Origin of the sequence: Amycolatopsis mediterranei (assembly GCF_026017845.1) — a bacterium.
Classification (GTDB): domain Bacteria; phylum Actinomycetota; class Actinomycetes; order Mycobacteriales; family Pseudonocardiaceae; genus Amycolatopsis; species Amycolatopsis mediterranei.
Genome location: NZ_CP100416.1, coordinates 7,534,540 through 7,560,411 on the forward strand (window position 1 = coordinate 7,534,540; position 25,872 = coordinate 7,560,411).

Genomic DNA, 25,872 nt, shown 5'->3' on the forward strand with positions numbered 1-25,872 from the left:
CTGGAAACGAACACTCCGGCATCCGCCGCGCCGCCTTTCCCCCGCCCGGCGCTTGCGGGGCCAAGCGCGCGACCACAATGGACCAGGCCTCAACGCATCCCGCGACAATCCCGCCACTCAGGTGAGGTCGAGGATCGTCTTTCCCCGGCCGTGCCCGGAATCGAGCCGTTCGTGCGCTTTGCGCACCTGCTCGAGCGGCAGCACCTCTTCGACGACGGGACGCGCCTGACGTCGCTCGAACACCGGCGTCAGCTCCTCCAGCCGCCGACGTTCCCGGGTGAGCAAGATTCCGTGCAGCTGCTGGTTCCGCTGGTACAGCGGGCCCAGCTCGCCCTTGGGCGGCAGCACCGTCGCGATCCGGCCGAACGCGCGGGTCGCCGCGCAGCTCTTCACGAGGTTCTCCCCACCGACGAGGTCGAGCACCGCGTCCACCTCGGTGCCACCGGTGTGCTCCAGCGCCACCTCGACCGGATCGGCCTCGTGGTAATCGACCGGCACCGCACCGAGCTCGCGCAGCAGGTCCTGGTTGTCCGGACCGGCCGTGGCCAGCACCCGCGCCCCGGCGGCGATCGCGAACTGCACGGCGAACGTACCGACCCCGCCCGCGCCGGCGTGCACCAGCACCGTCTCGCCGGGACGCACCGCCAGCCGGCGAACGACCGCCTCCCACGCCGTGCCACCGGCCAGCGGGATCGCCGCCGCCTCCACGTGGCTCAGCCCACCGGGCTTGGGCGCCACGATGGCCGCCGCGACGACGTTCAGCTCGGCGTAGCTGCCCGAGCGCGACGCCATCTCCGGCGTGTAGAACACCTCGTCGCCCTCGGCGAATTCCTTCACGCCGGGGCCCACCGCCTCCACGACGCCCGAGACGTCACCGCCCAGGACCGCGGGCAGCTCGAGGTCCGGGATCGCCACCCCCTGCCGGATCTTCGCCTCCACCGGGTTCGTCCCCGACGCGAGGACCCGGACGAGGATCTCGCCCGGTCCCGGTTCGGGCCGATCGACCTCGCGCAGCGTCAGGACGTCCGGGCCGCCGAACTCCGCCATCACCACAGCTTGCACAGACATCTTCCCCACGTACCCGGTGCGGGCCCGGAGAAACGAGCGCCACCCGTTGGCGGCGGTTTGCGGCCCGGTCGTCCGGGTAGCCGCTCAGAGCGGCGTAGCGCGCGCCGTCCCGCTTGGAAGGAGTCGCTGTGCCCGCACGTACCGCGGACGGCCCGGAACTGATGGCCGAAACCGAGGAACTGGCCACCGGAAAGAACTTCGCGGCGGTCACGACCGTGCTGCCCAGCGGACGGCTGCAGACCCAGATGATCTGGGTGCACGTCGAAGACGGCGAGATCGTGCTCAACACCGAAACCCACCGTGCGAAGGCCCACAACGTCGCACGCGACCCCCGGATCACCGTGCTGATCCGCGACGAGGAAAACCCCTACCGCTACGCCGAGGTCCGCGGGAAGGTGACCGGCGTCGAGAACGGCGAACGGGCCCGCCGCCAGGTCGATCAGCTCTCCCGCAAGTACACCGGCGAGGACTACCCACCGGACAACATCAAGTCCGAGCGGGTCATCCTGCGCGTGACCCCGGAACGGCAGACCTACATCGACCAGGGCAAGGGCATCGCCGACTGACGGGCACCACCCGGTCGGGTCTCCACCCTCGGGGAGCCCGGAACTCGTTCGATCCGGCCATCGGAGGACGCCATGACCGAACGGCCGTCCGGCGAACCGTGACCCGGCCGAGCGGACAAGCCGGACCGCCCCGCCCGGAAGTGTGACCGCGCCTCACCCGGGTAAGCGGTCCGCATGTCCCTTCCCGAAAGCACCTCGGACCTGGCCACCGACCTGCCTGCCGGCTCCCTGGAGGTCGTGCACCGGTTCACCGGAGCCATGCCGACCGGGGTGAGTGTGTCCCACCGCGGCCGGATCTTCGTCAACTTCCCCAAGTGGGGTGACGACGTCCGCTTCACGGTCGCGGAAATCCGCGAGGGCGAACTGGTGCCCTACCCGAGCCAGGCGGTCAACGACAACGACGGCGACGCCGACCCGGACGCGCTGGTTTCGGTGCAGAGCATCGTCGTCGACCCCGCCGACCGGCTGTGGATCCTCGACACCGGCAGTCCACTGTTCCGCCCCACCGCCCACGGCGGACCCAAGCTCGTCTGCGTCGACCTCGACCGCGACGAGGTCGTCCAGACGATCCTGTTCCCCGAGGACGTCGCGCTGCCCTCGACGTACCTCAACGACGTCCGGTTCGACCTGCGCCGCGGGGACGGCGGTGCCGCGTACATCACCGATTCCTCCGATCAGGGCCCGAACGGGATCATCGTGGTCGACCTGGCCACCGGCGAGTCCTGGCGTCGCCTGCACGACCACCCCAGCACCAAGGCGCTCACCCCACCCGCCCTCCGCATGGTCGTCGAAGGCCAGGAGTTCCTCGAACGCGGCGAAGACGGCTCGACGAGTCCGGTGAAGATGGGCGCCGACGGCATCGCCATCTCCGCCGACGGCGACCGGCTGTACTACTGCTGCCTGGCGTCCCGGCGCTGGTGGAGCGTCTCGACCGACGCCCTCTGGGACGCCGGGCTCGACGACGACGCCATCGGCGCCACCGTCCGCGACGAAGGCGACAAGGGCGCGGCCGGCGACGGCATGGAAACCGACGACCGGGGCCGCCTCTACGTCACCGATGGCGAGCACAACGCGATCCACCGCCGGCACCCCGACGGTCACTGGGAAACCGTTGTCCACGACCCGCGGCTGCTGTGGCCCGACACGATGTCCGTCGCCGCCGACGGCCACCTCTACGTCACCGCCAACCAGCTGCACCGCCAGGACAAGTACCGCGGCGGCAAGGACGAACGGCAGCCGCCCTACGTGCTGTTCCGGACCCCGATCGACGCCGGGCCGGTCACCTTGCGGTGAGCCGGGCGCCCGCGTTTGCCGGTCCGGCGCCCGGGTAGCCGACCCGACATACCCGCCAGGAGAGGACAGGACGTGGGACTGCTCGACGAACGGGACCGCTGGTCCGGCAAGGTGTTCACCGGCGAGTGGACGCGCACCGGCGGGGCGGCGGCCTCGACCGAACCCGCCACCGGCGACGAACTCGGCCAGGTCGGCACGGCCACCGCCGACGATCTTGCTCGCTCCGCGGCCGCGGCGGCCGGGAAAGCGCAGGACTGGGCCCACGCCGGCTACCGGGAACGCGCCGCCGTTCTCCGCCGCGCCGCGGCCCTGTTCGAACAGCACCGCGACGAGATCGCCGGCTGGCTCACCCGCGAAGCCGGGAAGACGACCACCGCCGTCGAACTCGAACTGAACCTCACCCTCGACGAGCTGCACGAGGCCGCGTCGCTGGCGAGCGCGCCGTGGGGCACGCTGCTCCCCACCACCCAGCCCGACCGCACGAGCATCGCCCGGCGCGTTCCCTTCGGCGTGGTCGCGGTGATCGCGCCGTGGAACTTCCCGCTGATCCTCGCCATGCGGTCCGTCGCCCCGGCCCTGGCGACCGGGAACGCCGTCGTGCTCAAGCCGGCCAGCGACACCGCGATCTGCTGCGGTGTGGTCATCGCCAGGCTGTTCGAGGAGGCCGGCCTGCCCCCGGGCGTGCTGCACATGCTGCCCGGCAAGGGCAGCGAGCTGGGCAACGCCGTGGCCGAGGACCCGCACATCGACATGATCTCCTTCACCGGCTCGACCCCGGTCGGGCGTGAGCTGGCCAAGGCCGCGGCCGGCGGGTTCAAGAAGTTCGTCTCCGAACTCGGCGGCAACAACGCCTTCGTCGTGCTCGCCGACGCCGACGTCCCGGCCGCCGCGGCCGCGGGCGCGTTCGGCAGCTTCGTCCACCAGGGCCAGGTCTGCATGGCGGTGGGCCGGCACCTGGTCGCCGAGAAGATCGCCGACGCCTACGTCGAAGAACTGACGCGCATCGCCGACGGCCTGCGGGTCGGCGATCCCCGCGAAGACGTCGACCTCGGGCCGGTCATCAACTCCAGCCAGGCCGAGCACATCGAGTCCGTCGTCGAGCGGTCCGCCAAGGCCGGCGCGAAGGTCGTGGCCGGCGGTCGCCGGGACGACCTGTTCGTCCGCCCGACGGTCCTCGCCGGCGTCACCCCGGACATGCCCGCGTTCACCGAAGAGATCTTCGGACCAGTCGCGGTCGTCACCACCTTCACCGACGACGACGAAGCGGTCCGCCTGGCCAACGCCACGCCCTACGGGCTCGTCGCCGGTGTCCACAGTGGATCTGCCGCCCGGGCCCGGGCGGTCGGCGACCGGCTGCACGCCGGGATGGTGCACGTCAACGACCAGACCGTCAACGACGAAACCATCGCGCCCTTCGGCGGGATAGGCGACTCCGGCGGCAGCAGCCGCTTCGGCTCCTTCGTCAACCTCGACGAGTTCACCCGCTGGCAGTGGGTCACGGTGCGGGACGAGCAAAGCCGGCCACAGCTCTGAGCGCTGGAGGTGACCGCCTGGGCCCGCCCGGTCGAGGGTGCCCGCCGCCCCGCTTGCCCGGCCAGAGCACGGTGACCGCAGCCAGGCCTCACCGCGCCGGTGACGGGCGCACGCGGCGGTCGTCCTCGGCCGGCCCGAGTGCGGCCAGCAGGTCGCGGGCGCAGGCCCGGGCCGCGTAAACCGCCGGCCCGCGGTAGCCGGTGCCCGGGTGTTCGGCCGGGTCGAGCAGCCGCACCGCCCGCTCGGCGGCCGCCCGCGCTTCGGCCGCGCTGCCGCCGTCGGCCAGTACCGCACAGGCGTCGGCCAATTCGGCCACGGCCTCCCGCAGCGTCCGCGGCAGCTCCTCCCCGGACGCGAGGGCCGCCCCGGCGACGCGGACCAGGCTCAGCGCCGCGTTCGCGTACAGGGTCAGGTACTTGCTGCGGGCGATCGCGCGGTGGACCGACTGCCGCGACCGCCACCGGCGCGGCGCCACGAGCACCACCTGGCGTGCGGTGCCCCGTGCCTGCGTCAGCGCGGCCAGCCGGCTGTGGATGCGCTGCCCGAGCGCGAGCTCCCGGTCGGGGTCCTGGTCACGTCGGCCTTCGGCGACCTCGTCCCGCAGGTCCGCCAGCGCGTCCCGCACCGCCGCGAACACGCCCCGAGCGGCGTCGTCGAGGAGCCGGTGCGGGTCGGCGGGCACCAGCAGGACGCCGATCACCACCACGACACCGCCGCCGATGAGCGCGTCCACCAGGCGTTCGGTGCCCGAGCCCGGCCGGTGCAGCGCCAGGATGAGGATCGCCGACGCCGCGGTCTGGTTGACGAACATCAGCCCCTGGCCGAACGGCCCACCGCCGAAGGCGAGGGCCGCGTACATCGCCAGCAGCGCGGCGACCGCGAACGCCGGCGCGGCTGTTCCGGCGACCGCTTCGACGGCCGTGCCGAGCAGGATGCCCAGCGCCACGCCGCTCATCAGCTGCACGGCGCGCTGCCCGCGCAGGACGTCGCTGGCCGACAACGACACCGCAGCGGCGATCGGGGCGAAGAACGGTTGCGGGTGGCCCAGCAGGTCGTGCGCGACGAACCACGACACGCTGACGGCGACCGCGGTCTGCAGCACCGACCAGCGCGCCCGCCGGAACCTCCCGGCCACGGCGCGAGCCATCCCTCGCATCGCGCTCCTCCTCACCGGTGTCGGCGGCCTCTGTGCGCAGTCGACTCAGCAGCTCCTTTCGCACGTGCCGACTGGCTACCCCGACGTTCAGGCCGCTACACCGATCGCCGTCGGACCGGCGACGACACCGACCGTCACCCGGGTGTAGATCGCGAAGCACCGGGTAGCCCGTGAAGGCAGCCCGAGGACGGAGGAACGGCATGGCTCAGACCGTCGGCGACTACCTGCTGCAGCGCTTGCGCGAGTGGGGTGTCGAGCAGGTGTTCGCCTACCCCGGCGACGGCATCAACGGTATCGTCGCCTCGTTCGGCAGGGCGGACAACGTCCCGCGGTTCGTTCAGGCGCGCTACGAGGAGATGGCCGCTTTCGAAGCCGTCGGGTACGCCAAGTTCAGCGGTAAACCAGGCGTGTGCATGGCGACCTCCGGGCCCGGTGCGATCCACCTGCTCAACGGGCTTTACGACGCCAAACTGGATCACGTTCCGGTGGTGGCGATCGTCGGGCAGACCGGGCGCAGTGCCATGGGCGGCAGCTACCAGCAGGAAGTCGACCTCCAGGCGCTCTACAAGGACGTCGCGAGCGAGTACCTCGTCGAGGTCAACGTCCCGGAGCAGCTGCCCAACGCCCTAGATCGGGCGATGCGCACCGCCGAGGCGTCCCGCGCGCCGACGGCACTGATCATCCCGTCCGATCTGCAGGACGCGGAGTACACCCCGCCGAAGCACGCGTTCAAGCAGGTGCCCTCCAGCCCGCCAAACACCTCGTGGCCTCGGCCCGTTCCACCGGAAGCCGACATGGCCGCCGCGGCGGAAATCCTGAATTCGGGCGAAAAGGTGGCCGTCCTCGTCGGCCAAGGTGCCCGCGACGCGGCCGCCGAGGTGCGGGAGCTCGCGGACATCACCGGCGCGGGCGTCGCGAAGGCGTTGCTGGGCAAGGACGTTCTCTCCGACGAACTGCCCTATGTCACCGGCTCCATCGGGCTGCTCGGCACCCGGCCCAGCTATGAGCTGATGCGCGACTGCGACACCCTGCTGATCGTCGGCTCGAACTTCCCCTACACCCAGTTCCTGCCCGACTTCGGCCAGGCCCGCGCGGTACAGATCGACCTCGACGGCAAGTTCATCGGGATGCGCTACCCCACCGAGGTCAACCTCGTCGGCGACAGCGCCGCCACCCTGCGGGCGCTGTTGCCGAAACTGGAACGCAAAGCGAACCGTTCCTGGCGAGAGACGATCGAGAAGAACGTCGCCGGCTGGTGGGAGACGATGGAGCGCCAGGCCGCGCTTGAGGCGAAGCCGGTCAACCCGATGGCGATCGTTTCCGAGCTGTCGAAGCGGATCCCGGAGAACGCCATCGTCACCGCGGACTCCGGCTCCTCCACCAACTGGTACGCCCGCAACCTCCGCATCCGCGGCGACATCCGCGGGTCGCTGTCGGGCACCCTGGCCACCATGGGCCCGGCCGTCCCGTACGCCATCGGCGCCAAGTTCGCCCACCCCGACCGGCCGGTGATCGCCCTCGTCGGCGACGGCGCCATGCAGATGAACGGCCTCGCCGAGCTGATCACCATCGCGCGCTACCACACCCTGTGGAGCGACCCGCGCCTCGTGATCTGCGTCTTCCACAACAACGACCTCAACCAGGTCACCTGGGAGCTGCGCGCGATGGGCGGCGCCCCCAAGTTCGAGGAATCCCAGACCCTGCCGGACGTCGACTACGCCGGTTTCGCCCGCTCGCTCGGCTTGGAAGCGGTTTCCGTCGACGACCCGGCCGAGCTGGGCTCGGCCTGGGACCGGGTGCTCGGCGCGGACCGGCCCGCGGTGCTCGACGTCCGCTGTGACCCGGAGATGCCGCCGATCCCGCCGCACGCCACCTTCGAGCAGATGAAGGAGATGACCGAGGCGATCCTCAAGGGCGATCCCGAGGCGTTCCACCTGGTCGTCCAAGGGGTGAAGACGAAGCTGCAGGAGTTCCTCCCGCGCGGCCGGTCATGACGGACGGCCCTCCGGCGGTCGACGGCGTCGAGGCGGGCGCCTACCGGGTTCCCACCCCGGCGCCGGAAGCCGACGGCACCCTGAGCTGGGAGTCCACCACGATCGTGGTGGCCGAGGTGACCGCCGGACCGGTGCGCGGGTTGGGCTGGACCTACGCCGACGCCGCCTGCGTGCCGCTCATCGCCGGCAAGCTCGCACCGGTCGTGACCGGACGCCCCGTGCTCGACGTACCCGCGGCGTGGACGGCGATGCAACGCGAAATCCGCAACCTCGGGCGGCCGGGCCTCGTCTCGTGCGCGATGTCGGCGGTGGACGTCGCGCTGTGGGACGCCGCCGCCCGCTGGCTCGACGTGCCGGTCGCCGGCCTGCTCGGCCGCGTCCACGAGCGGGTCGACGTCTACGGCAGCGGCGGCTTCACCTCGATGAGCGCCCCCGAGCTCACCGCACAGCTCGGGTGCTGGGTGCACGAACAGGCCATTCCGCGGGTGAAGATCAAGATCGGCGAGCGCCACGGCACCGACGTCGAGCGCGACCTCGAACGGGTCCGGCTGGCCCGCCGCACCGTCGGCGACGGCGTCGCGCTGTACGTCGACGCCAACGGCGGCTACACCGTCGGCCAGGCCCGGCGGCTCGTGGAGCCGCTGCGCGAACAGGGGGTCACCTGGTTCGAAGAACCGGTCTCCAGTGACGACCTCGCCGGCCTCGCCGCGGTGCGGGTGCCCGGCGGGCCGGACATCGCCGCCGGGGAGTACGGCTACGACCTGCCCTACTTCGCCCGGATGGTGCCCGTGGTGGACTGCCTGCAGATCGACGTCACCCGCTGCGGCGGCTTCACCGAATGGCGGCGGGCCACCGCGGTCGCCGCCGCGGCGAACCGGGACGTCTCCGCGCACTGCGCCCCGAACCTGTCCGCGCACGCCGGCGTGGCCACGGCGAACTTCCGGCACATCGAGTGGTTCGCCGACCACGACCGCATCGAGCGCGAGTTCTTCGACGGCTGCCTCGACCCCGCCGGCGGAACCGTCGCCCCCGACCGGTCCGTCCCCGGCCTCGGCCTGGAGTTCCGCCGGGACGCCGCGGCGAAGTACCGAGTGTGAAGGAGACCTCTGTGGCCATGACCGACCTGCCCGCCCCGGTGTTCCGGCCGGACCTGCGTCCGCCGGTGGACGTCGACGGTTTGGCGGCCGCGTTGCGCGAGCGCGTCGACGGCGAAGTGCGGTTCGACCGGGGCAGCCGGGCCGCCTACTCGACCGACGCGTCCAACTTCCGGCAGGTGCCGATCGGCGTCGTCCTGCCGCGCACCCCCGAGGCCGCGGCCGACGCCGTCGCGGTGGCGCGCGAGTTCGGCGCGCCGGTGCTCTCCCGCGGCGGCGGCACCAGCCTGGCCGGCCAGTGCACCAACGCCGCCGTGGTCCTGGACTGGTCCAAGTACTGCACCCGCATCGAGTCCGTGGACACCGAGGCCCGCACCTGCGTCGTGCAGCCCGGCATCGTGCTCGACGAGCTGAACCGGCAGCTCGCCGACACCGGACTGCGGTTCGGGCCGGAACCGGCCACGCACATGAACTGCACTCTCGGCGGCATGATCGGCAACAACTCCTGCGGCGCCACCGCGCAGCGCACCGGCAAGGTCGTCGACAACATCGCCCGCCTCGAAGTCCTGCTTCACGACGGAACCCGGTTCTGGTGCGGCGAAACCACCGACGGGGACTACGCGGAGATCGAGCGCCGCGGCGATCCGCGTGCTGCGATCTACCGGCAGCTGCGGCACCTGCGCGACGACTACGCCGAGGAGATCCGCCGCCGCTACCCCGACATTCCCCGCCGCGTGTCCGGCTACAACCTCGACTCGTTGCTGCCCGAGCACCACTTCGACGTCGCCGGGCTGCTCGTCGGCAGCGAGTCCACTTTGGTCACCGTGCTGCGCGCGGAGCTCGAACTCGTGCCCGTGCTGCCGGAACGCACCCTCGTGGTGCTCGGCTACCCGGACATCGCCACCGCCGCGGACGCCGTTCCGGCCATCCTCCCGCACGACCCGATCGCCCTGGAAGGCGTCGACCACAAGCTCATCCGCGACCAGCAGGTCAAGCACCTCAACCCGAAAGCCCTCACCGAACTGCCCGAAGGCCGCGCGTTCCTGATGGTCCAGTTCGGCGGGGAAACCAGCGAGGACGTCGAGCGCCAGGCCCACCGCATGCTCGACGCGCTGCACGAGACCGAGCACGAGGCCGACGTCTCCTTCCTCGACGACCCCGCCCGCGAGAAGGAGTTCTGGCAGGTCCGCGAAGCCGGCCTCGGCGCGACGGCCCACGTGCCGGGCAAGGCCGACACCTTCGAAGGCTGGGAGGACTCCGCCGTCCCGCCCGGGAAGCTCGGCGATTACCTGCGGCGCTTGAACGAGCTGTACCAGGAGTTCGGTTACGCCGGCGACACCGGGCCCAGTCTCTACGGCCACTTCGGCCAAGGCTGCGTCCACACCCGCATCCCGTTCGACCTCTACACCGCCGACGGCGTCGCCACCTACCGCCGGTTCATGGAACGCGCCGCCGACCTCGTCGCCGAATTCGGCGGCTCGTTCTCCGGCGAACACGGCGACGGCCAGAGCCGCGGCGAACTGCTGCCGAAGATGTTCGGCGACGACATCGTCACCGCGTTCGGCAAGCTCAAGGCGATCTTCGACCCCGAGGACCGGATGAACCCCGGCAAGGTCGTCGCTCCCTATCGACTCGACGAGAACCTGAGGCTGGGCAGCACCTGGTCTCCCGCCGACCCGCAGCACCTGCACTTCCGCTTCCCGCACGACGGCGGGTCGTTCGCCGAAGCCGCCAACCGCTGCGTCGGTGTCGGCCGCTGCCGTCAGCACGAGACCAGCGGCGGGCAGGTGATGTGCCCGTCGTACCAGGTCACCGGCGAAGAGGAGCACTCCACCCGTGGCCGCGCCCGGTTGCTGTTCGAGATGCTCGACGGCCACGGGGACGGCCCGATCACCGACGGCTGGCGCTCCACCGAAGTCCGCGAGGCCCTCGACCTGTGCTTGGCCTGCAAGGGCTGCAAGACCGACTGTCCGGCCAATGTGGACATGGCGACGTACAAAGCGGAGTTCCTCAGCCATCACTACGCGGGCCGCCCGTGGCGGCGGCCACGCTCGGACTACACGATGGGCTGGCTGCCCGCCATCGCCCAGGTCATCGGCAAGCTGCGCGCCGGACGGCTGGTCAACGCGCTCAGCCACACCCGCGGCCTGTCGCGGCTGGCCACGCTCGCGGCCGGAATCGAAAACCGCGAGATTCCGCGGTTCGCCGCGCAGACCCTCCAGCAGTGGTTCGCCCGCCGGGAAGCCACCGGCTCGGGCGCCCGGGGCACCGTGCTGCTGTGGCCGGACACCTTCACCAACCACCTCCACCCCCACGTCGGCCGAGCCGCCGTCCGGGTGCTCGAGGACGCCGGGTGGCGCGTCACCATGCCCACCGAGCCGATCTGCTGCGGGCTCACCTGGATCTCCACCGGCCAGCTCCGCGTCGCGAAACGAGTTTTGGCGCGCACTGTGCGGCACCTGGCGCCCCACCTGCGCGACGGCGGGCTCGTGCTCGGCCTGGAGCCCAGCTGCACCGCCGTGTTCCGGGCGGACGCCCTGGAACTCTTCCCCGGCGACCACGACGTCCGCCGCCTCGGCCGGCAGACCGTCACCCTGGCCGAGCTGCTCACCGATCACTCCCCCGGCTACCGGCCGCCCCGGGCCGGCGGGCGGGCCATCGCGCAGGTCCACTGCCACCAGCACGCCGTCATGGGCTGGAACAACGACCTCGAACTGCTGGAGGCCGCCGGCGTCGACGTCGAACGGCTCGACTCCGGGTGCTGCGGCCTCGCCGGCAACTTCGGCTTCGAGAAGGGTCACCTCGACGTCAGCAAAGCCTGTGCCGAACGCGTCCTGCTGCCTCGCGTCCGCGACGCCGACCCGGGCACGACGCTGCTGGCCGACGGCTTCAGCTGCCGCACCCAGGTCCGCGAATTCGGCGGCCACGACGGCCACCACCTCGCCGAACTGCTGGCCTCCGCACTCGAGCGAAAGGAAAACTGATGCCCGGACGAGACGATCTGCCCTCGACGCTGCTGCGTTCGCCGCGCAAGGCCCAGGACACCTGGGTCGCCGCGCACGACTCCGCCCTCGAGACATACGGACGAGGGCGCCGAGCACAGCAAACCGCTTATGCCGCTCTCAAGCACTCCTTCGAAAAGGTCGGCGACCACTGGGAACCGAAACAACGCCGCGGCCCCTCCGACGACCAGGCCGCCGGCGGCGCAGAGCAGCGCGAGCGGCCGACCCGCGGCGGCGTCGACGCCCGCGCCGGCAAGGCGCACCTCTACGAGCGGGCCAAGCAGCTCGGCGTCCCCGGCCGCTCCCGGATGTCGAAGGAAGAACTCGTCGCTGCCTTGGAGAAGGCGAGCCGTCGCGAGACCGCACGAGCGCGGAAGTGAACCGAGCCGCAGAACGGCGGATGGAGCCCCGGCTGCCTCTGAGGGCGGGTCACGCGAAAGAGACTTCGACAACCTGAGCGGAGACGAGAGGGTCGTGACGCACCAGCTTCCGGACCCGGGCGACGACAACCCGGACGAAAACCGTGCCCCGGACGATTCGCCGGACGGCCCGCGGGAGCCACCGCGGCGCGACGCTCCGCAGGGACCACTCGAAGACGATCAAGCCCGTTCCCGGAAAGGACACCCGTCCGGCAACGAGAACTTCCGCGGCGAACCGTGACCGGCGACCGGCCGGATGCCGGTTGACTCGGCGCCGCCGACGCCGGGCGATCCCCGGCCCCGGCGAATCGCGGTCAGCTGCCCAGCCGCTGCTTCAGCAGCTGCTTCGCCTGGTCGGCACCCTTCTGGCTCTCCGCCTGAGCACGGCGGAAGAAGTCCGCCAGCTCGGCATCCCCGTCCCGCTCCGCGTCCTGCGCGTAGTTCTCCATCCGCAGGGCGTTGCTCAAACACGCCTCGGTGAACCAGATGAGGTTGTAGTCCTTGTCCCGTGTACCGGTCGCCTGACCCGTCTCCGAACTCGACACGAGCGCTCCCTTCATTGGCAGACCCGCCGGATACCCGGCGGCTTCACCCCTACACCCGCGACCGCACCTCGAAAGGGTTTCTCCTCGGCCTGCGCGGGTACCGCCGGAACATGACCAAGACGGCTGCCGTGCTCGGCACGGGACTCATGGGCAGCGGGATGGCACGCAACCTCGCCAAGGCCGGGATCGACGTCACCGCCTGGAACCGGACGACCGAGAAGGCGCGCCCGCTGGCCGACGAGGGCATCACCGTCGCGGAGGACCCGGCCGAGGCCGTCGCGAACGCCGACGTCGTGCTCACCATGCTCTTCGACGTCGACGCGGTCGCCGACGTCATGGGCCGGGCGCTGCCCGCCTTCAAGCCGGACGCCGTCTGGGTGCAGTCGGGCACCGTCGGCCTCGCCGGCACCGCCCGCCTCGCCGAACTGGCCCGCGAGCACGGCACCGCGTTCGTCGATGCCCCCGTGCTGGGCACCAGGCAACCGGCCGAGGAGGGCAAGCTCATTGTGCTCGCCGGCGGCCCCGCCGCCCTCGAGGACACCGTGGCCCCGGTCTTCGACGCGATCGGCGCGCGCACGGTGTGGGTCGGCGACCGCCCGGGCGACGGGCACCGGCTCAAGCTCGCCGCCAACGCGTGGGTCCTGTCGGTCACCGCCGCCACCGCACAGAGCGTCGCCCTCGCCGACCGGCTCGGCATCGACCCCGGCGGTTTCCTCGACGTGATCGCCGGCGGCCCGCTCGACTGCGCGTACGCCCAGCTCAAGGGCAAGGCCATGATCCAGGACGAGCTCGAACCGTCGTTCGGCCTCGGCGGCGCGGTCAAGGACAGTGCGCTCATCCTCGACGCAATGCGCGAGGCCGGGGTGGACGACCGGCTGATGGCCGCGATGCACGACCAGTTCGCCGCCGCCGAACCCGGCCACGGCGACGAGGACATGGCCGCGGTCGTCCACGTGGTCACCGGTTCCCGCTGACGGACCCGGCGATGTGGGTGGCGATCGGCGACGCGCCGGCGATGACGGGCTCGATGTTCTGGGAGATCCTGTGGGCCCTGATCCTGGGTTTCGCGCTGTCCGCGGTCGTGCAGGCCGTGGTGCTGCTCGGCACCTTCTACGCGGCGATGGTGCTGGCCGGTTACGCCGTCGAACTACTCGGCGCCACGGGCCTGACCCCGCACCAGCGGGACGCCAGCGTGCTGGACCGCGGAATCTCCTGGAACTACACGACCTGGCTGAACATCACCTTCCTGCTTCTCGACGGGATGCTGCTGGTCCGGTTCGCCCGCACCGGCGGCCTGCCGATGCTCAAGACAAAGCAGTCAGAGCACGGAACCGGCTGCCGCGGCGAGGGACAGTTCCTCCCGCGACCGGACGGCCAGCACCGGCACACGCGCACCGGCCGGGCTGATCACCGCGTCCCGCTCACGGTTCCGGCTCAGCCCGCCGCGCAGGCCGAGCACCCCCAGGCCACCGGCGACGGCTTCGGCGACCTCGGGCTGGTCCCAGCCGATGTCGCCGGTGAACACCAGCGCGTCGATCCGGTCGAGGCTCGCCGCGACAGCGGCGAGTTCGCGACGCGTCCGGTGTTCGAACACCGCCATCGCGAACCGGGCCTTGACGTCGCCGGCGCGGCTGTCGCGGACCAGGTCACGCGTGTCGTCGGAGGTCCCGGACAGACCCAGCAGCCCGGAGTGGTGGTACAGCCCGTCTTCCAGCTCTTCCACGTCGAGGTGGCCTTCGCGCAGCAGCCACAGCAGCATCCCGGGGTCCACGGTGCCGGAGCGCTTCGCCATCATCGTGCCCTCCAGCGGCGTGAATCCCATGGAGGTGTCGACACTGCGCCCGCCCGCGACCGCGACGACCGAGCAGCCGCCGGACAGGTGCGCCACCAGCAGGTTCAGCTCGCCGGCCGGGCGGTCGAGCAGATCGGCGGCGCGGCGCACGGCCCAGGCGAACGACAGCCCGTGGAAGCCGAACCGCCGCAGGTCCCAGCGGGCCCGCCAGCGTGCGGGCAGCGGGTAGGTCCGGGCGATCTCGGGCAAGCCACGGTGGAACGCGGTGTCCGGGCACACGACGTGCGGCACGTCCGGCAGCAGCTCGCCCAGCTGCTCCAGCAAAGCCTGGGTGTTCGGCACGTGTTCGGGCGCAAGGGTCTTCGCGGCGGCGAGGGCAGCCCGGACCCGGTCGTCGACCACCGACGGTGCGGTGAGGTCGGCGCCGCCGTGGACGAGCCGGTGCGCGACCGCGTCCACCCGCAGACCATCCACAAAGGACTTGACATCGTCGGCGGCCTCGGCGGGCGGGCGGCCGATCTCCGCCGAATCGACCACCTCGTCGTCCTCGACGACGTGCAGCCGCAGGCTCCCGGAGCCGGGGTTGACGGTGAGGACCCTCATCCGCGCCACCGCCAGCCGGTGATCTCTTCCGGGTCCTGACCGTCCCGGTAGGACTGTACGAGCAGCGCGTCCCGGCGCTTGACCAGCTCGCGGGCGAGGTCGCCGCCGGCCGAGGCCCAGCCGCGGGCGCGGGTGACGGCATCGGCGGCGAGGTCGTGGCGGGTCATCCGGTTGCTCGCCAGCAGGTCGAACGGCGTGGTCGTGGTGCCCTCCTCGCGGTAGCCGTGCACGTGGAACCGGGCGGTGGCCGGCCTGCCGTGCAGGACCTCGTGCACCGCCGACGGGTAACCGTGGAAGGCGAACACCACCGGCAGGTCGTCGCCGAAGCAGGCGGTGAACGCCTCGTCCGCCAGCCCGTGCGGGTGCCGGTCGGGCGGGCACAGCGACAGCAGGTCCACGACGTTGACCACCCGCACCCGCAGGTCCGGCGCGAGCTCGCGCAGCAGCTCGGCGGCCGCGATGGTCTCCAGGGTCGGGGTGGTGCCCGCGCAGGCCAGCACGACGTCGGCGTCGCCGTCGGCGGTGCTCGCCCACTCCCACACCGACGCCCCGGCCCGGCAATGGGCGCGGGCTTCTTCGGGCGAGAGCCACTGAGGACTGCTCTGCTTGCCGGTGACGACCACGTTGATCAGGTCGGTCGAGGCGAGGCAGCGGTGCATGACCTCCAGCAGCGTGTTCGCGTCCGGTGGCAGGTAGACGCGCGCGGTGGTGGCCTTCTTCGTCAGCATCTGGTTGATGAACCCGGGGCCCTGGTGGCTGTAGCCGTTGTGCTCCTGGCGCCAGCCGTCGCTGCTGAGCAGGTAGTTCAGGCTCGCCACCGGTGCGCGCCACGACACCTCGGCCGACATCTTGAGGAACTTGGCGTACTGGTTCACCATGCTGTCCACAATGGACACGAAGGCTTCGTAGCACGGGAACAGGCCGTGCCGGCCGGTGAGCAGGTAGCCCTGCAACCACCCCTGGCACAGGTGCTCCGAGAGCACTTCCTGCACCCGGCCGCGCGTCGCGAGGTGTTCGGAGTAGCCGGGCACCTCGGCGTCGAACTGGCGCGACGTGGCCTCCAGCAGCCCACCCAGCTTGTTGGACTCCAGTTCGTCGGGGCAGACGACCCGGAACGTCTCCGGCGCCCGGCCGATGAGCTCGGCCAGCCAGCCGGCGAGGACTTCGGGCGCGCTCGCGTCCACACCACCGGGCCGGTCGACGGCGACCGCGTACTTTTCGACGTCCGGCAGCGGCAAGTCACGGCGCAACTGCCCGCCATTCGCCTGCGGGACCCGCCCCAGCCGCAGCTCGGGCGCGGGAGGCACCTCGAGCAGGTCGGGAGCGGGGACGCCATCGGCGCCGAACAGCTCTTCCGGCCGGTAGGAGCGCAGCCAGCGCTCGAGCGCGGCGAGCTCGTCCGGGTCGCCGGCCGCGGACGGCAGCGGGACCTGGTGGGCGTGGAACGTGCCGGCCAGCGGAGTCCCGTCGGGCGAGGTGGCGGGCAGGCCGAGGCCCTTGGTGCTGCGCAGGACGATCATCGGCGGCGGTCCGCTCGGCTGCTCGTGCGCCCGGGCCAGTGCCTCGGCGAGCGGGGTGTCCGGATCGTCGGTGCCGCGGACATCGACGATTTCCGGGTGCCAGCCACAGCCGGTGAAGTAGGCGGTCAGCTCGTCGTCGGACATCGCTTCGTAGATCGTCGGCGACGCGATCTTGTAGCCGTTGAGGTGCAGGATCGGCAGCACCCGCCCGTCACCCGGACCGGTGAACTTCGGGCTGTGCCACGCGGCCGCCGTCGGACCGGTCTCGGCCTCGCCGTCGCCGACGACGCACGCCACGAGCAGCCCGGGGTCGTCGAGCGCCGCGCCGAAGGCCGTGGCCAGGGCGTAGCCCAGCTCGCCGCCCTCGTGGATGACACCGGGCACCTCCGGCGAGAGGTGGCTGGGGAACCCGCCCGGCCAGGAGAACCGCCGGACCAGCTCGGCCAGCCCGTGCCCGTCCAGGCCCAGCCGGGGGTCGTGGACGGCGTGGGTGCCCTCCAGCCAGAGGTTGGCGTGGATGGCCGGGGCGCCGTGGCCGGGTCCGGTGACCAGCAACGTCCGCTGCCCGGTCTCCGCGACCAGCCGGTTCAGCCCGGCGTAGACCAGCGTCAGCCCGGGGCAGGTGCCCCAGTGCCCGAGCGGGCGCGGCTTGAGGTGTTCGGGCCGCAGCGGCTCCGTGAGCAGGACGTTGTCCTTCAGGTGGATCATCGCGGCAGCGAGGTAGTCGCACGCGCGCCGGTAGCGGCGCAGGGTTTCGGCCCGGGCAGGCAACGGTCACTCCCTTCACAGGCGTTCGGAGTTCGGGTACCCGGGTGCGTCCGGGCCAACCGGTGTTCGGGTTTCCCGGACCGCCCGCCCGGGGTACGAATGCGGCATGGCCGACATCACCAGCCTCATCCTCGACGACCACGACTGGTTCCGGCGCCAGTTCGCCCGGCTCGACGACCTCACCGATCCCGCCGGCCTGGCCGAGGTCTGGCAGCCCCTGGCCGACCTGCTCGACGTGCACGCCCGCGCCGAGGAGGAGATCTTCTACCCGCACCTGCTGCGCCGGGGCGCAGACGCCGAGGAGGAGACGCTCGACGCCATCGGCGACCACAACGACATCCGCGACGGCGTCCACGAAGCCGCCCTGCACCCCGTCGGCAGCACCGCCTGGCACGCCGCGGTGAACAAGGCCCGGTTCGCCAACAGCGAGCACATGGCCGAGGAAGAGGACGAAGGCCTCGCCGACTTCCGGCGGCACGCCGACCCGGGCCTGCGCGAGGAGCTCGGCCGCCGGTTCCTGGAGTTCAAGCGGCAGCACGAAGGCGCCCGCGACCTCGACGTCAGCGACCTCGACCCGCAGGAGTACGTCGAGCAGGAGCTCGGCGACCGTCCCGCCGACGCCTCGCTCGGCATCGGCAGCCTCAAGGAACAGGACTGACATGAACCACCTCATGCGCGACCTGGCCCCGATCACCGACGCGGGCTGGAAGGAGGTCGACGCCGAGGCCAAGGAGCGCTTGCAGACCCACCTCGCGGCCCGTCGCCTCGTCGACGTCGCCGGACCGCACGGGTGGCGCCACTCCGCCACCGACCTCGGGCGGACCGCGACGCTGGCTCCCGGGACACTGGCCGGGCTGGGCGAAGGCGCGGTGGTCCGGCAACGGCGGGTACTGCCGCTCACCGAGGTGCGGGTGCCCTTCACGGTGTCGCGCACCGAGCTGGACGACGCCGAGCGCGGCGCCGACGACCTCGAGTTCGACGACCTCGACCGCGCGGCGAAGCAGATCGCGATGATCGAGAACCGCGCCGTCTTCCACGGCTGGGCCGCGGCCGGCATCACCGGCATCACCGAGACCTGCCCGTACGACACGCCGTCACTCGGCGACGACCCCGACGCCTACCCCGGCGTAGTCGCCCGCGCGGTCGACACCCTGCGCCAGGCCGGCATCAAGGGCCCGTACGGGCTCGCGATCACTCCCGACGGCTACACGCGCATCGTGGAGAGCACCGAACACGGCGGACACCTGCTGTTCGACCACCTCCGCCGCGTCCTGGGCGGCGGCAAGGTGGTCCGCGCGCCCGGCCTGGACGGCGCCCTCATCGTGAGCCTCGACGGCGGCGGCTTCTCCCTCGAGCTCGGGCAGGACCTCGCGGTCGGCTACAGCCACCACGACGCCGAGACGGTGACGCTCTACTTGGAGGAGAGCTTCAGCTTCCGGGTCGTCGAACCCGACGCCGCTATCACCCTGACCACCTGACCGGTCGGTCGCGCCCCGGGCAACCGGTCGCTGCGGCGTGCCGAAGGCGCCGTCCCGACCGGAAGAAGCCGCTTTGCCCGCCGGCACCGACGAAGCAGCCGAGCCGGTCAACGCCACGCCGGACGGTCTCGTCACAGGGTTTTCCCCGTTCCCGCGGGGTAGCCGTGACCGGATTCGGCGTCGTGCTGGAAGTCTGCGATCCGACCGGCGGCACCGGCGGCCGACACCGGCCGGGTCGTCGTCACGGGCGGATCGGCCTGACCGCACCGGCCGGCGACGCCGGCTCCCTCCGTTCGGACACCTCGGCTCGCCCGGGCTGCGGATCCGGTCCGCCCGCGAGCCCGAGTTCACCTTCGGCCATCGACGCCCGGCTGCCTTCCTCGATCGACGCCAGAGTCGTACCTCGCTTCTCGTGACCGCTCATGCCCGCGGACCATCCGCAGCGCCATGCCCAGCTCTTCGCCGGTTCGCACGTCATGCCGACACGTCAAGCACGGTCTTGAGCCAGCCCTCCTCACGCCGGTCGAACGTCTCGTAGGCCTCGACCGCGTTCGCGGGTGCCTCATGCTGGGTGATGAAGGCCAGCGGATCGACCGCGCCGGACGCGACCATGCTCAGCAGCCGCGGCACGTAGCGGCGGTGGTTGCAGTTGCCCAGCTTGATCGTGAGGTTGCGGTTCATGGCAGCACCGAGCGGGAAGTGGTCGAACCCCGGCGGGTAGACCCCGATCACCCCGATGGTCCCCGCCTTCGCGACGGCATCGACCGCCCACCGCACGGCCAGGCTCGGCGCGTTCCCGGGCACCCACTGCTCCCCCGACGGCGACGCGTCCGGCGCGGCCTGCGCCCGCTCCTGCTCGAACTGCTCGGCCTGCTGCGCGAGCTGCTCGGCCGCGGGCCCGCTCGACGGCCGTTGCGCGTCGACGCCGACCGCGTCGATCACCCGGTCCACCCCGATGCCACCGGTCAGTTCCTTCACCACCGCGACCGGGTCCTCGCGGTTGAAGTCGACGGTTTCGGCGTTCTGCCCACGGGCCTTGTCCAGCCGCGACGGCAACCCGTCGACGACGAACACCCGGCCCGCGCCCTGCCGCTTGGCCGAGGCGATGGCGAACTGCCCGACCACCCCCGCACCCAGCACCAGCACGCTGTCGCCCTGGCCGACCTCGGCCAGCCGGGCGCCGAACCACGCCGTCGGGAAGATGTCCGAAACCAGGATCGCCTGGTCGTCGCTCACCGCGTCCGGAATCCGGACCAGCGTGGTCATCGCGAACGGGATCCGCGCGTACTCGGCCTGCAGCCCGTCCACCGGCCCGGTCGTCTCCGGCCCGCCGAAGAACGACGTCCCGGCCGAAGGCCCGTTCGGGTTGGCGGTGTCGCACTGGGCGAAGTACCCGGCCCGGCAGTACGAGCACGTGCCACAGCCGATGGTGGAGGTCACCACGACCCGGTCCCCGCGGGAGAAGCCTCGCACCGCCGGGCCGACGTCCTCGACCACCCCGACGGCTTCGTGCCCCAAGATCGTCCCTGGCTGCATGCCGGGCATGGTGCCGCGGACGAGGTGCAGGTCGGTGCCGCAGATGGCGCTGCGGGTGACGCGGATGATCGCGTCGCTGGGTTCGAGGATCTTCGGGTCGGGAACCTCGTCGATGCGGATGTCCCCGGTTCCGTGCCAGACGACTGCTTTCACTGCGGCTCCTTGAGGTTGGGAACCATCCGCGTACCCCGTCAGGTCGCCACTACTCTTCCGAGGGCATCCGACCACGCGCCGCGTTCGTCTTGACCACGTCCCGGTGCCGTCGAACGGGCACCGAACCCGAACTGCGAAACGATCAACCAGGCACGAGCTGCGGCCCACCGGCTCCTCCGGCGCGCCGATGCGGCTCCACGGGGGCGTCTGGTGCGAAGGGTGGCAGGTGAGGGATTCGAACCCCCGTAGGCTGAGCCGTCTGATTTACAGTCAGATCCCTTTGGCCACTTGGGTAACCTGCCCGGTCTCGGAATCGGGTACCCGAATGGGGGCCCGCCACACTCGAAGCGGCCATCGCTGTAGTCCGTTGGCGCCTCAGCCACCTTCACTCGCATGGCGCTCATCCTCGTCCGAGGCGGTCGGGTCGGGCTCGCCGAGCCCTTCGTCCTGTTCGGTGGCGGGTTTGGCCTCGTCGTCCGTTTTTTCGCTGCCGCTTCGAGGATCGGTGGCGTCCATTCCAGGGAGTTACCCGGCTCGCGCAGCCGTAACCGTCCGGAGCTGTTCTCGAGCCGGCGGCATCCCTCAGGCGCCGGCTTCTGACGCGAGCCGGTATGCAGCCGGAGCGCGTTGCCGGCCGAGGTGGTGGCGCCACAGCACCGCCGCGAGGTGGTGCAGTTCCGGCAGGGACGTTGCCGTCCGACGAATGGAGCACCGACTCGAGCGGGCCACCTCCAGCGTCCCGCCGAGGATGTCACCCGCGGGCGCCGACGAACGGCAGCCCCAGGCCTTTGTCGACGTACACGTTGTCGTAGGCGGGCGCGAGGTAGGCGCCGTGACGGTGGAACGCCAGGAGTGCACCAGTCGATCCGGGCGCCGGACCCCTGGGTGGTCCGCAGGAATCCGGTCGGCAGCACGGATCCACCCGGCTCAGCTGCAGGTCCGAGTCGCCGAGCCGATGTGGAACTGCAGCGGCAACTCCTGCTCCACGCCGACTCCTACGGCCTCGTACACCGGCCAGGCGTGCAGCACCGGATCAGTCAGCACCTCGTCCCGGGCCCGCAGCCAATCCTCCGCTCGGCGGCGGGCTTCGTCGTCGGCAGGCCCGGCGGAAGACGCCTCCGCCGGCCCGGACCGCCCGCCGGGCGTCAAGAAACCGGCAGGAGGACCGGACAGTGCGCCGCGAACCCGGCCGCAGCGCCGTACTTCTGGGCAGATGCACGCCGTGGAGATGGCCGAGGAATGCCCGGTCGTCGAGCTGGACTCCAATGCACTGGACGCCGTGCGGATGCTGGCCGCGCGCCGGCTGCCGGGCATCGTGGTGACCGACCGCGCCGGCTGCCCGCAGTCGATCCTGCCCGCGTCCCACGTGGTGCGGCTCCTGGTGCCGAGCTACGTGCGCGACGACCCGTCGCCGGCCGGGGTGCTCGACGAATCGATGGCCGACCGGGTCGCGGACAAACTGGGCGGCAAAACCGTGCGCACGCTGCTGCCGGAGAAGCCCTCGGAGCTGCCGCGGGTGCAGGCCGACGACACGATCGTGGAGGTCGCGGCGATCATGGCCCGCCTCCGCTGCCCGCTGGTCGCGGTGATGGAGGACAAGCGGCTGCTCGGCGTGATCTCCGCGTCTCGCCTGCTGGAGCTGGCCCTCTCCCCGCACTGACCCCCCGGGCGGGGGCGGCGCGATGAGCACCGTCCTCGCCATCGCGGTGTTCGTCGTCGCCTACGTCTTCATCGCCACCGAGAAACTGCCCAAGACGGCGGTCGCGCTGGCCGGTGCCGGCGTCGTGCTGGCGTTCGGCGTGACCGATTCGGCGGACGCGTTTTACTCCGACGACACCGGCATCGACTGGGACGTCATCTTCCTGCTGCTCGGGATGATGATCATCGTCGGCGTGCTGCGCCGCACCGGCGTGTTCGAGTACATCGCGATCTGGGCGGCCAAGCGCGCCAAGGGCTCGCCACTGCGGGGGATGATCCTGCTGGTGCTGATCACCGCGATCGCGTCGGCGTTCCTGGACAACGTCACCACGGTGCTGCTGATCGCGCCGGTCACGCTGCTGGTGTGCGACCGGCTCGACATCAGGCCGACACCGTTCCTCATCGCCGAAGTCCTCGCGTCCAACATCGGGGGCGCCGCGACCCTGATCGGCGACCCGCCGAACATCATCATCGGCAGCCGCGCCGGCCTGTCCTTCAACGACTTCCTGGTCAACATGACCCCGATCGTCGCGATCGAGCTGGTCGCGTTCACGCTCGCGCTGCGCTGGGTGTTCCGCGGCTCGTTCGCCGTCGACCCCGCCCGTGCCGCGGAGGTCATGCGGCTCAACGAGCGTGAGGCGATCCGCGACCCGCGGCTGCTGGTCAAGTGCGGCGCGGTCCTGCTCGCGGTGTTCGCCGCGTTCGTCGGCCACTCGCTGGTCCCCATCGAGCCGTCGATCGTCGCGCTGCCCGGCGCCGGGATCCTGGTCCTGCTCTCGCGGGTGGAGCCGCGGGACTACCTCGCCGGCGTCGAGTGGGAAACCCTGCTGTTCTTCGCCGGGCTGTTTGTGATGATCGGCGCGCTGGTCAAAACCGGTGTCATCGGCAACCTGGCCGAACTCGCCGCGAAAGCGACCGGCGGCAACGCGCTCGTCGCGGTCATGCTCATCCTCGTCGTGTCCACGCTGCTGTCCGGCGTGATCGACAGCATCCCTACGTGGGCGAAGATGAGCCCGCTGGTGCTCGCGCTCACCCAGGACATCCCGGATCCCGCGCATTCCGAGGCGCTGTGGTGGTCGCTGGCGCTGGGAGCCGACTTCGGCGGCAACATGACGGCCATCGGCGCGAGCGCGAACGTCGTGATGCTCGGTACCGCGGCCCGCTCCGGCAGCCCGATCTCGTTCTGGGAGTTCACCCGCAAGGGCGCGCAGGTCACGCTGCTCACCGTCCTGATCGCCGCGCCGTACCTGTGGCTGCGCTACTTCGTCTTCGGCTGAACGGCCGCCAGGCGGTACGGGCGTCCAATAAGGACAATCGTGGCCGCCGTCGGCGTAGGATGACACCCGGTGTGCCGGGAAGCCTGGTCGGCGCCATACTTACGCGCGCGAAACGAGGCTTCCCATGACGATCGACGCCATCGACCTGACCAAGCAATACCGCGACGTTCTCGCGGTGGACGACGTGACGCTGCGCGTCGCACCCGGCGAGATCTACGCCCTGCTCGGCCTCAACGGTGCCGGCAAGACGACCACGATCCGGATGCTGCTCGGCCTGCTGCGCCCCACCCACGGCCAAGTACGGCTGTTCGGCGAACAGGTCGAACCCGGCCGCAACGCCGTCTGGGCCCAGGTCGGCTACCTCGTCGAAACACCCTCCGCCTACCCGGAACTCACCGTCACCGAAAACCTCCAGGTGATCGCCCGGCTGCGCGGCCTACGCAACGAGAAAACCGTGACCGACGCCATCGCCCGGCTCGGCCTGCAACCCCACGCCCACCACCGCGCGCAAACGCTTTCCCTGGGCAACAAGCAACGGCTCGGCCTGGCCAAAGCACTGCTGCACCAGCCCGAGCTGCTGATCCTCGACGAACCCGCCAACGGCCTCGACCCCGCCGGCGTCGCCGAGATCCGCACCCTGCTCCACGACCTCGCCCACCACGACGGCGTGACGATCCTGCTCTCCAGCCACATCCTCACCGAAGTCGCCCGCCTGGCCGACCGCATCGGCGTCCTCGACCACGGACGGCTGGCCTGGGAAGGCAGCACCGCCGACCTGACCGCGCAGGCCCGTCCACAGCTGCGCATCGCGGTACGAGACCGCGGTCGTGCTGCGGCCACGTTGCGCGCGGCCGGCCATCCCGCCGAGGACGACGGAGACGGCGGGCTCATCCTCACCGGCGACCACGCGATCCGGCACCCCGACGAGATCGCCACCCGGCTCGTCACCGCGGGATGCCCGCCCACCCACCTCGCCGTGGAACAGGACGACCTGGAAACCTGCTTCCTCCGCCTGGTCGATCCGCGATGAGCGCCGCCGCCTGGGCGGAACTGCTCAAAGCACGCCGATCCCGCCTGCCGTGGGTGACCGCACTCGCGTTCACCATCGCGGCCGGGTTCGGCGGCCTGGTCATGTTCATCCTGCAGGACCTCAGCCGTGCTCGCGCCCTCGGACTGCTCGGCACCAAGGCCGCCCTCACCGGCGGCACCGCCGACTGGCCCGCCTACTTCGTGCTGCTCACCCAGACCATCGCCGTCGGCGGCTCCGTCCTGTTCGGCGTCATCGTCGTCTGGACGTTCGGCCGGGAATTCAGCCAGGGCACCGTCAAGGACCTCCTGGCCCTGCCCACCCCACGCACGACGATCGTCGCCGCCAAGTTCGCGGTCACCGCGGTCTGGTGCCTGCTGCTCACGCTCCAGACATACCTGCTCGGCCTCGTCATCGGCAACTCGATCGGCCTCTCCGGCTGGTCGGCTGCCGTCGCCGCCAGCGGCCTGACGAACTTGCTGCTCACCGCGGTCATGACGATCGCTGTCGTGACCCCGTTCGCGCTGGCTGCCAGCGTCGGCCGCGGCTACCTGGCCGGAGTCGGCGCCATGTTCCTCGCTGTCTTCCTCGCCCAGGTCATCGCCCTGCTCGGCTACGGCTCCTACTTCCCCTGGTCCGTACCCGCCCTCTTCACCGGCATCGCCGGCCCGGACCGCGACCCGCCCGGCCTGCTCGGCTACACCCTCGTGGCCGTCGGCGGCGCCGCCGGCGTGCTCGGCACAGTCTCGTGGTGGAAACACGCCGACCAAGACCACTGAACCCGCTGGTTCGCGGGGCAGCGTTCGAGAAAAGACGGTGTCCTGCCAGACACCGTCGCGCTGGGCGATGCGTTCGGGGACACCGAAGGCACGGTAGCCGGCATCGCCCTGACCATTCAGATACCACCTGTGGGTGACGTAGTTGAGAAGCAGCAGAACCGGAACGTCACAGCTGGGTCCACGGTCTCTCACCAATTTCACTGGGGCGCAGCGGGGGCAAACCCCCTCCTGGAACCGCGCTCAGCCGCGCCGAAGTGCACTCAACTGCCCCAGACTGCCCCAGCCGTCAAGCCGGCTGACACGAGCTCGTCAGCGATCATCGGCAGGTCCGAGCGACATACTTTGTGGCACGGTGTCCCACCTCGAGCAGCACAGCAAGAAGCATCCACCGACATCGGCTGGGCGACACAGGACCTTCCGAAGTCATCGATGGCACTCGCCGACGCCGGTAACCCACACGGAAGCCACCTCCACCGGCGATAGGGAACACGGCAGACCCGCCGTCAGGCGTGCCCGATCACGAGCCGGCGACCGACGCGGGGTCGACACAGTGCGCACCGGAGGTACTACT

The 25,872-nt window shown here is 71.3% G+C and carries 22 protein-coding genes and 1 tRNA gene; 14 read left to right on the forward strand and 9 right to left on the reverse strand.

The genetic code is table 11. The features are described from left to right. Positions 1-117 precede the first annotated feature (117 nt). Positions 118-1,068: a zinc-binding dehydrogenase gene (locus tag ISP_RS33665; protein WP_230468486.1), complete on the reverse strand. Its 951-nt coding sequence runs from the start codon at positions 1,066-1,068 to the stop codon at positions 118-120. A gap of 128 nt (positions 1,069-1,196) precedes the next feature. On the opposite strand from ISP_RS33665, the gene ISP_RS33670 reads away from it, so the two are divergent. From ISP_RS33670 to ISP_RS33680, 3 genes are all read left to right on the forward strand, one after another. Then, positions 1,197-1,634: a PPOX class F420-dependent oxidoreductase gene (locus ISP_RS33670; protein ID WP_013228341.1), complete on the forward strand. Its 438-nt coding sequence runs from the start codon at positions 1,197-1,199 to the stop codon at positions 1,632-1,634. A gap of 174 nt (positions 1,635-1,808) precedes the next feature. Further along, positions 1,809-2,927, forward strand: a complete 1,119-nt coding sequence (locus ISP_RS33675) for an L-dopachrome tautomerase-related protein (protein ID WP_013228342.1) — start codon at positions 1,809-1,811, stop codon at positions 2,925-2,927. Between the two features lie 72 nt (positions 2,928-2,999). Then, on the forward strand, positions 3,000-4,460 hold the full coding sequence (locus ISP_RS33680; protein WP_013228343.1) for an aldehyde dehydrogenase family protein: 1,461 nt from the start codon (positions 3,000-3,002) through the stop codon (positions 4,458-4,460). Between the two features lie 88 nt (positions 4,461-4,548). Here ISP_RS33680 and ISP_RS33685 read toward each other — a convergent pair whose 3' ends face one another. Further along, positions 4,549-5,616: an FUSC family protein gene (locus ISP_RS33685; protein WP_230468487.1), complete on the reverse strand. Its 1,068-nt coding sequence runs from the start codon at positions 5,614-5,616 to the stop codon at positions 4,549-4,551. Between the two features lie 200 nt (positions 5,617-5,816). Between ISP_RS33685 and ISP_RS33690 the strand changes: the two genes are divergently transcribed. The 4 genes from ISP_RS33690 to ISP_RS33705 are packed head-to-tail and all read left to right on the forward strand — an operon-like array spanning position 5,817 to position 12,086. Next, positions 5,817-7,610: a thiamine pyrophosphate-requiring protein gene (locus ISP_RS33690; RefSeq protein WP_013228345.1), complete on the forward strand. Its 1,794-nt coding sequence runs from the start codon at positions 5,817-5,819 to the stop codon at positions 7,608-7,610. Beyond that, a complete protein-coding gene (locus tag ISP_RS33695; RefSeq protein ID WP_013228346.1) occupies positions 7,607-8,707 on the forward strand; it encodes an enolase C-terminal domain-like protein in 1,101 nt (366 codons plus the stop codon). The genes ISP_RS33690 and ISP_RS33695 overlap by 4 nt, the downstream gene beginning before the upstream one ends. A 17-nt stretch (positions 8,708-8,724) precedes the next feature. Next, the gene (locus ISP_RS33700; RefSeq protein ID WP_014467487.1) at positions 8,725-11,688 is read left to right on the forward strand and encodes an FAD-binding and (Fe-S)-binding domain-containing protein; all 2,964 of its coding nucleotides are present in this window, start codon (positions 8,725-8,727) and stop codon (positions 11,686-11,688) included. Continuing rightward, positions 11,688-12,086, forward strand: coding sequence for a ChaB family protein (locus tag ISP_RS33705; RefSeq protein WP_013228348.1), 399 nt, complete (start codon positions 11,688-11,690; stop codon positions 12,084-12,086). Before ISP_RS33700 ends, ISP_RS33705 begins: the two co-directional genes overlap by 1 nt. 353 nt (positions 12,087-12,439) lie before the next feature. On the opposite strand, the gene ISP_RS33710 is transcribed toward ISP_RS33705, so the two are convergent. Beyond that, positions 12,440-12,670 (reverse strand): hypothetical protein, encoded by a 231-nt coding sequence (locus tag ISP_RS33710; protein ID WP_378249894.1) that lies wholly within the window; start codon positions 12,668-12,670, stop codon positions 12,440-12,442. Here ISP_RS33710 and ISP_RS33715 point away from each other — a divergent pair. Beyond that, positions 12,634-13,644, forward strand: a complete 1,011-nt coding sequence (locus ISP_RS33715; RefSeq protein WP_378249892.1) for an NAD(P)-dependent oxidoreductase — start codon at positions 12,634-12,636, stop codon at positions 13,642-13,644. The genes ISP_RS33710 and ISP_RS33715 overlap by 37 nt on opposite strands. A 344-nt stretch (positions 13,645-13,988) precedes the next feature. Here the strand turns inward: ISP_RS33715 and ISP_RS33720 are convergent, their stop codons facing one another. Together ISP_RS33720 and ISP_RS33725 are read right to left on the reverse strand one after the other, a co-directional pair. Beyond that, on the reverse strand, positions 13,989-15,074 hold the full coding sequence (locus tag ISP_RS33720; protein WP_013228351.1) for an acetate/propionate family kinase: 1,086 nt from the start codon (positions 15,072-15,074) through the stop codon (positions 13,989-13,991). Continuing rightward, the gene (locus ISP_RS33725; RefSeq protein ID WP_013228352.1) at positions 15,062-17,356 is read right to left on the reverse strand and encodes a phosphoketolase family protein; all 2,295 of its coding nucleotides are present in this window, start codon (positions 17,354-17,356) and stop codon (positions 15,062-15,064) included. The genes ISP_RS33720 and ISP_RS33725 overlap by 13 nt, the downstream gene beginning before the upstream one ends. 103 nt (positions 17,357-17,459) lie before the next feature. On the opposite strand from ISP_RS33725, the gene ISP_RS33730 reads away from it, so the two are divergent. Then, positions 17,460-18,011 carry a hemerythrin domain-containing protein gene (locus ISP_RS33730; protein ID WP_013228353.1) on the forward strand — a complete coding sequence of 184 codons (552 nt, stop codon included), beginning with the start codon at positions 17,460-17,462 and terminating at the stop codon, positions 18,009-18,011. Position 18,012: 1 nt separating this feature from the next. After that, the gene (locus tag ISP_RS33735; protein WP_013228354.1) at positions 18,013-18,831 is read left to right on the forward strand and encodes a family 1 encapsulin nanocompartment shell protein; all 819 of its coding nucleotides are present in this window, start codon (positions 18,013-18,015) and stop codon (positions 18,829-18,831) included. Positions 18,832-19,305: 474 nt separating this feature from the next. Here the strand turns inward: ISP_RS33735 and ISP_RS33740 are convergent, their stop codons facing one another. From ISP_RS33740 to ISP_RS33755, 4 genes are all read right to left on the reverse strand, one after another. Then, positions 19,306-20,520, reverse strand: coding sequence for a zinc-dependent alcohol dehydrogenase (locus ISP_RS33740; protein ID WP_013228355.1), 1,215 nt, complete (start codon positions 20,518-20,520; stop codon positions 19,306-19,308). Between the two features lie 220 nt (positions 20,521-20,740). Next, positions 20,741-20,822: transfer RNA gene (locus tag ISP_RS33745), tRNA-Tyr, on the reverse strand. A 73-nt stretch (positions 20,823-20,895) separates the two neighbouring features. Continuing rightward, positions 20,896-21,036 carry a hypothetical protein gene (locus ISP_RS33750; protein WP_014467490.1) on the reverse strand — a complete coding sequence of 47 codons (141 nt, stop codon included), beginning with the start codon at positions 21,034-21,036 and terminating at the stop codon, positions 20,896-20,898. Positions 21,037-21,447: 411 nt separating this feature from the next. Then, positions 21,448-21,669, reverse strand: a complete 222-nt coding sequence (locus ISP_RS33755; protein WP_141748442.1) for a hypothetical protein — start codon at positions 21,667-21,669, stop codon at positions 21,448-21,450. Positions 21,670-21,733: 64 nt separating this feature from the next. On the opposite strand from ISP_RS33755, the gene ISP_RS33760 reads away from it, so the two are divergent. From ISP_RS33760 to ISP_RS33775, 4 genes are all read left to right on the forward strand, one after another. Continuing rightward, on the forward strand, positions 21,734-22,180 hold the full coding sequence (locus ISP_RS33760; protein ID WP_013228356.1) for a CBS domain-containing protein: 447 nt from the start codon (positions 21,734-21,736) through the stop codon (positions 22,178-22,180). A 22-nt stretch (positions 22,181-22,202) separates the two neighbouring features. After that, positions 22,203-23,495, forward strand: coding sequence for an ArsB/NhaD family transporter (locus tag ISP_RS33765; protein ID WP_013228357.1), 1,293 nt, complete (start codon positions 22,203-22,205; stop codon positions 23,493-23,495). Positions 23,496-23,619: 124 nt separating this feature from the next. After that, entirely contained in the window at positions 23,620-24,525 is a 906-nt protein-coding gene (locus ISP_RS33770) for an ABC transporter ATP-binding protein (protein WP_013228358.1), read from the forward strand. Continuing rightward, entirely contained in the window at positions 24,522-25,301 is a 780-nt protein-coding gene (locus ISP_RS33775; protein ID WP_013228359.1) for an ABC transporter permease, read from the forward strand. Before ISP_RS33770 ends, ISP_RS33775 begins: the two co-directional genes overlap by 4 nt. The last annotated feature ends 571 nt before the right edge of the window (positions 25,302-25,872 follow it).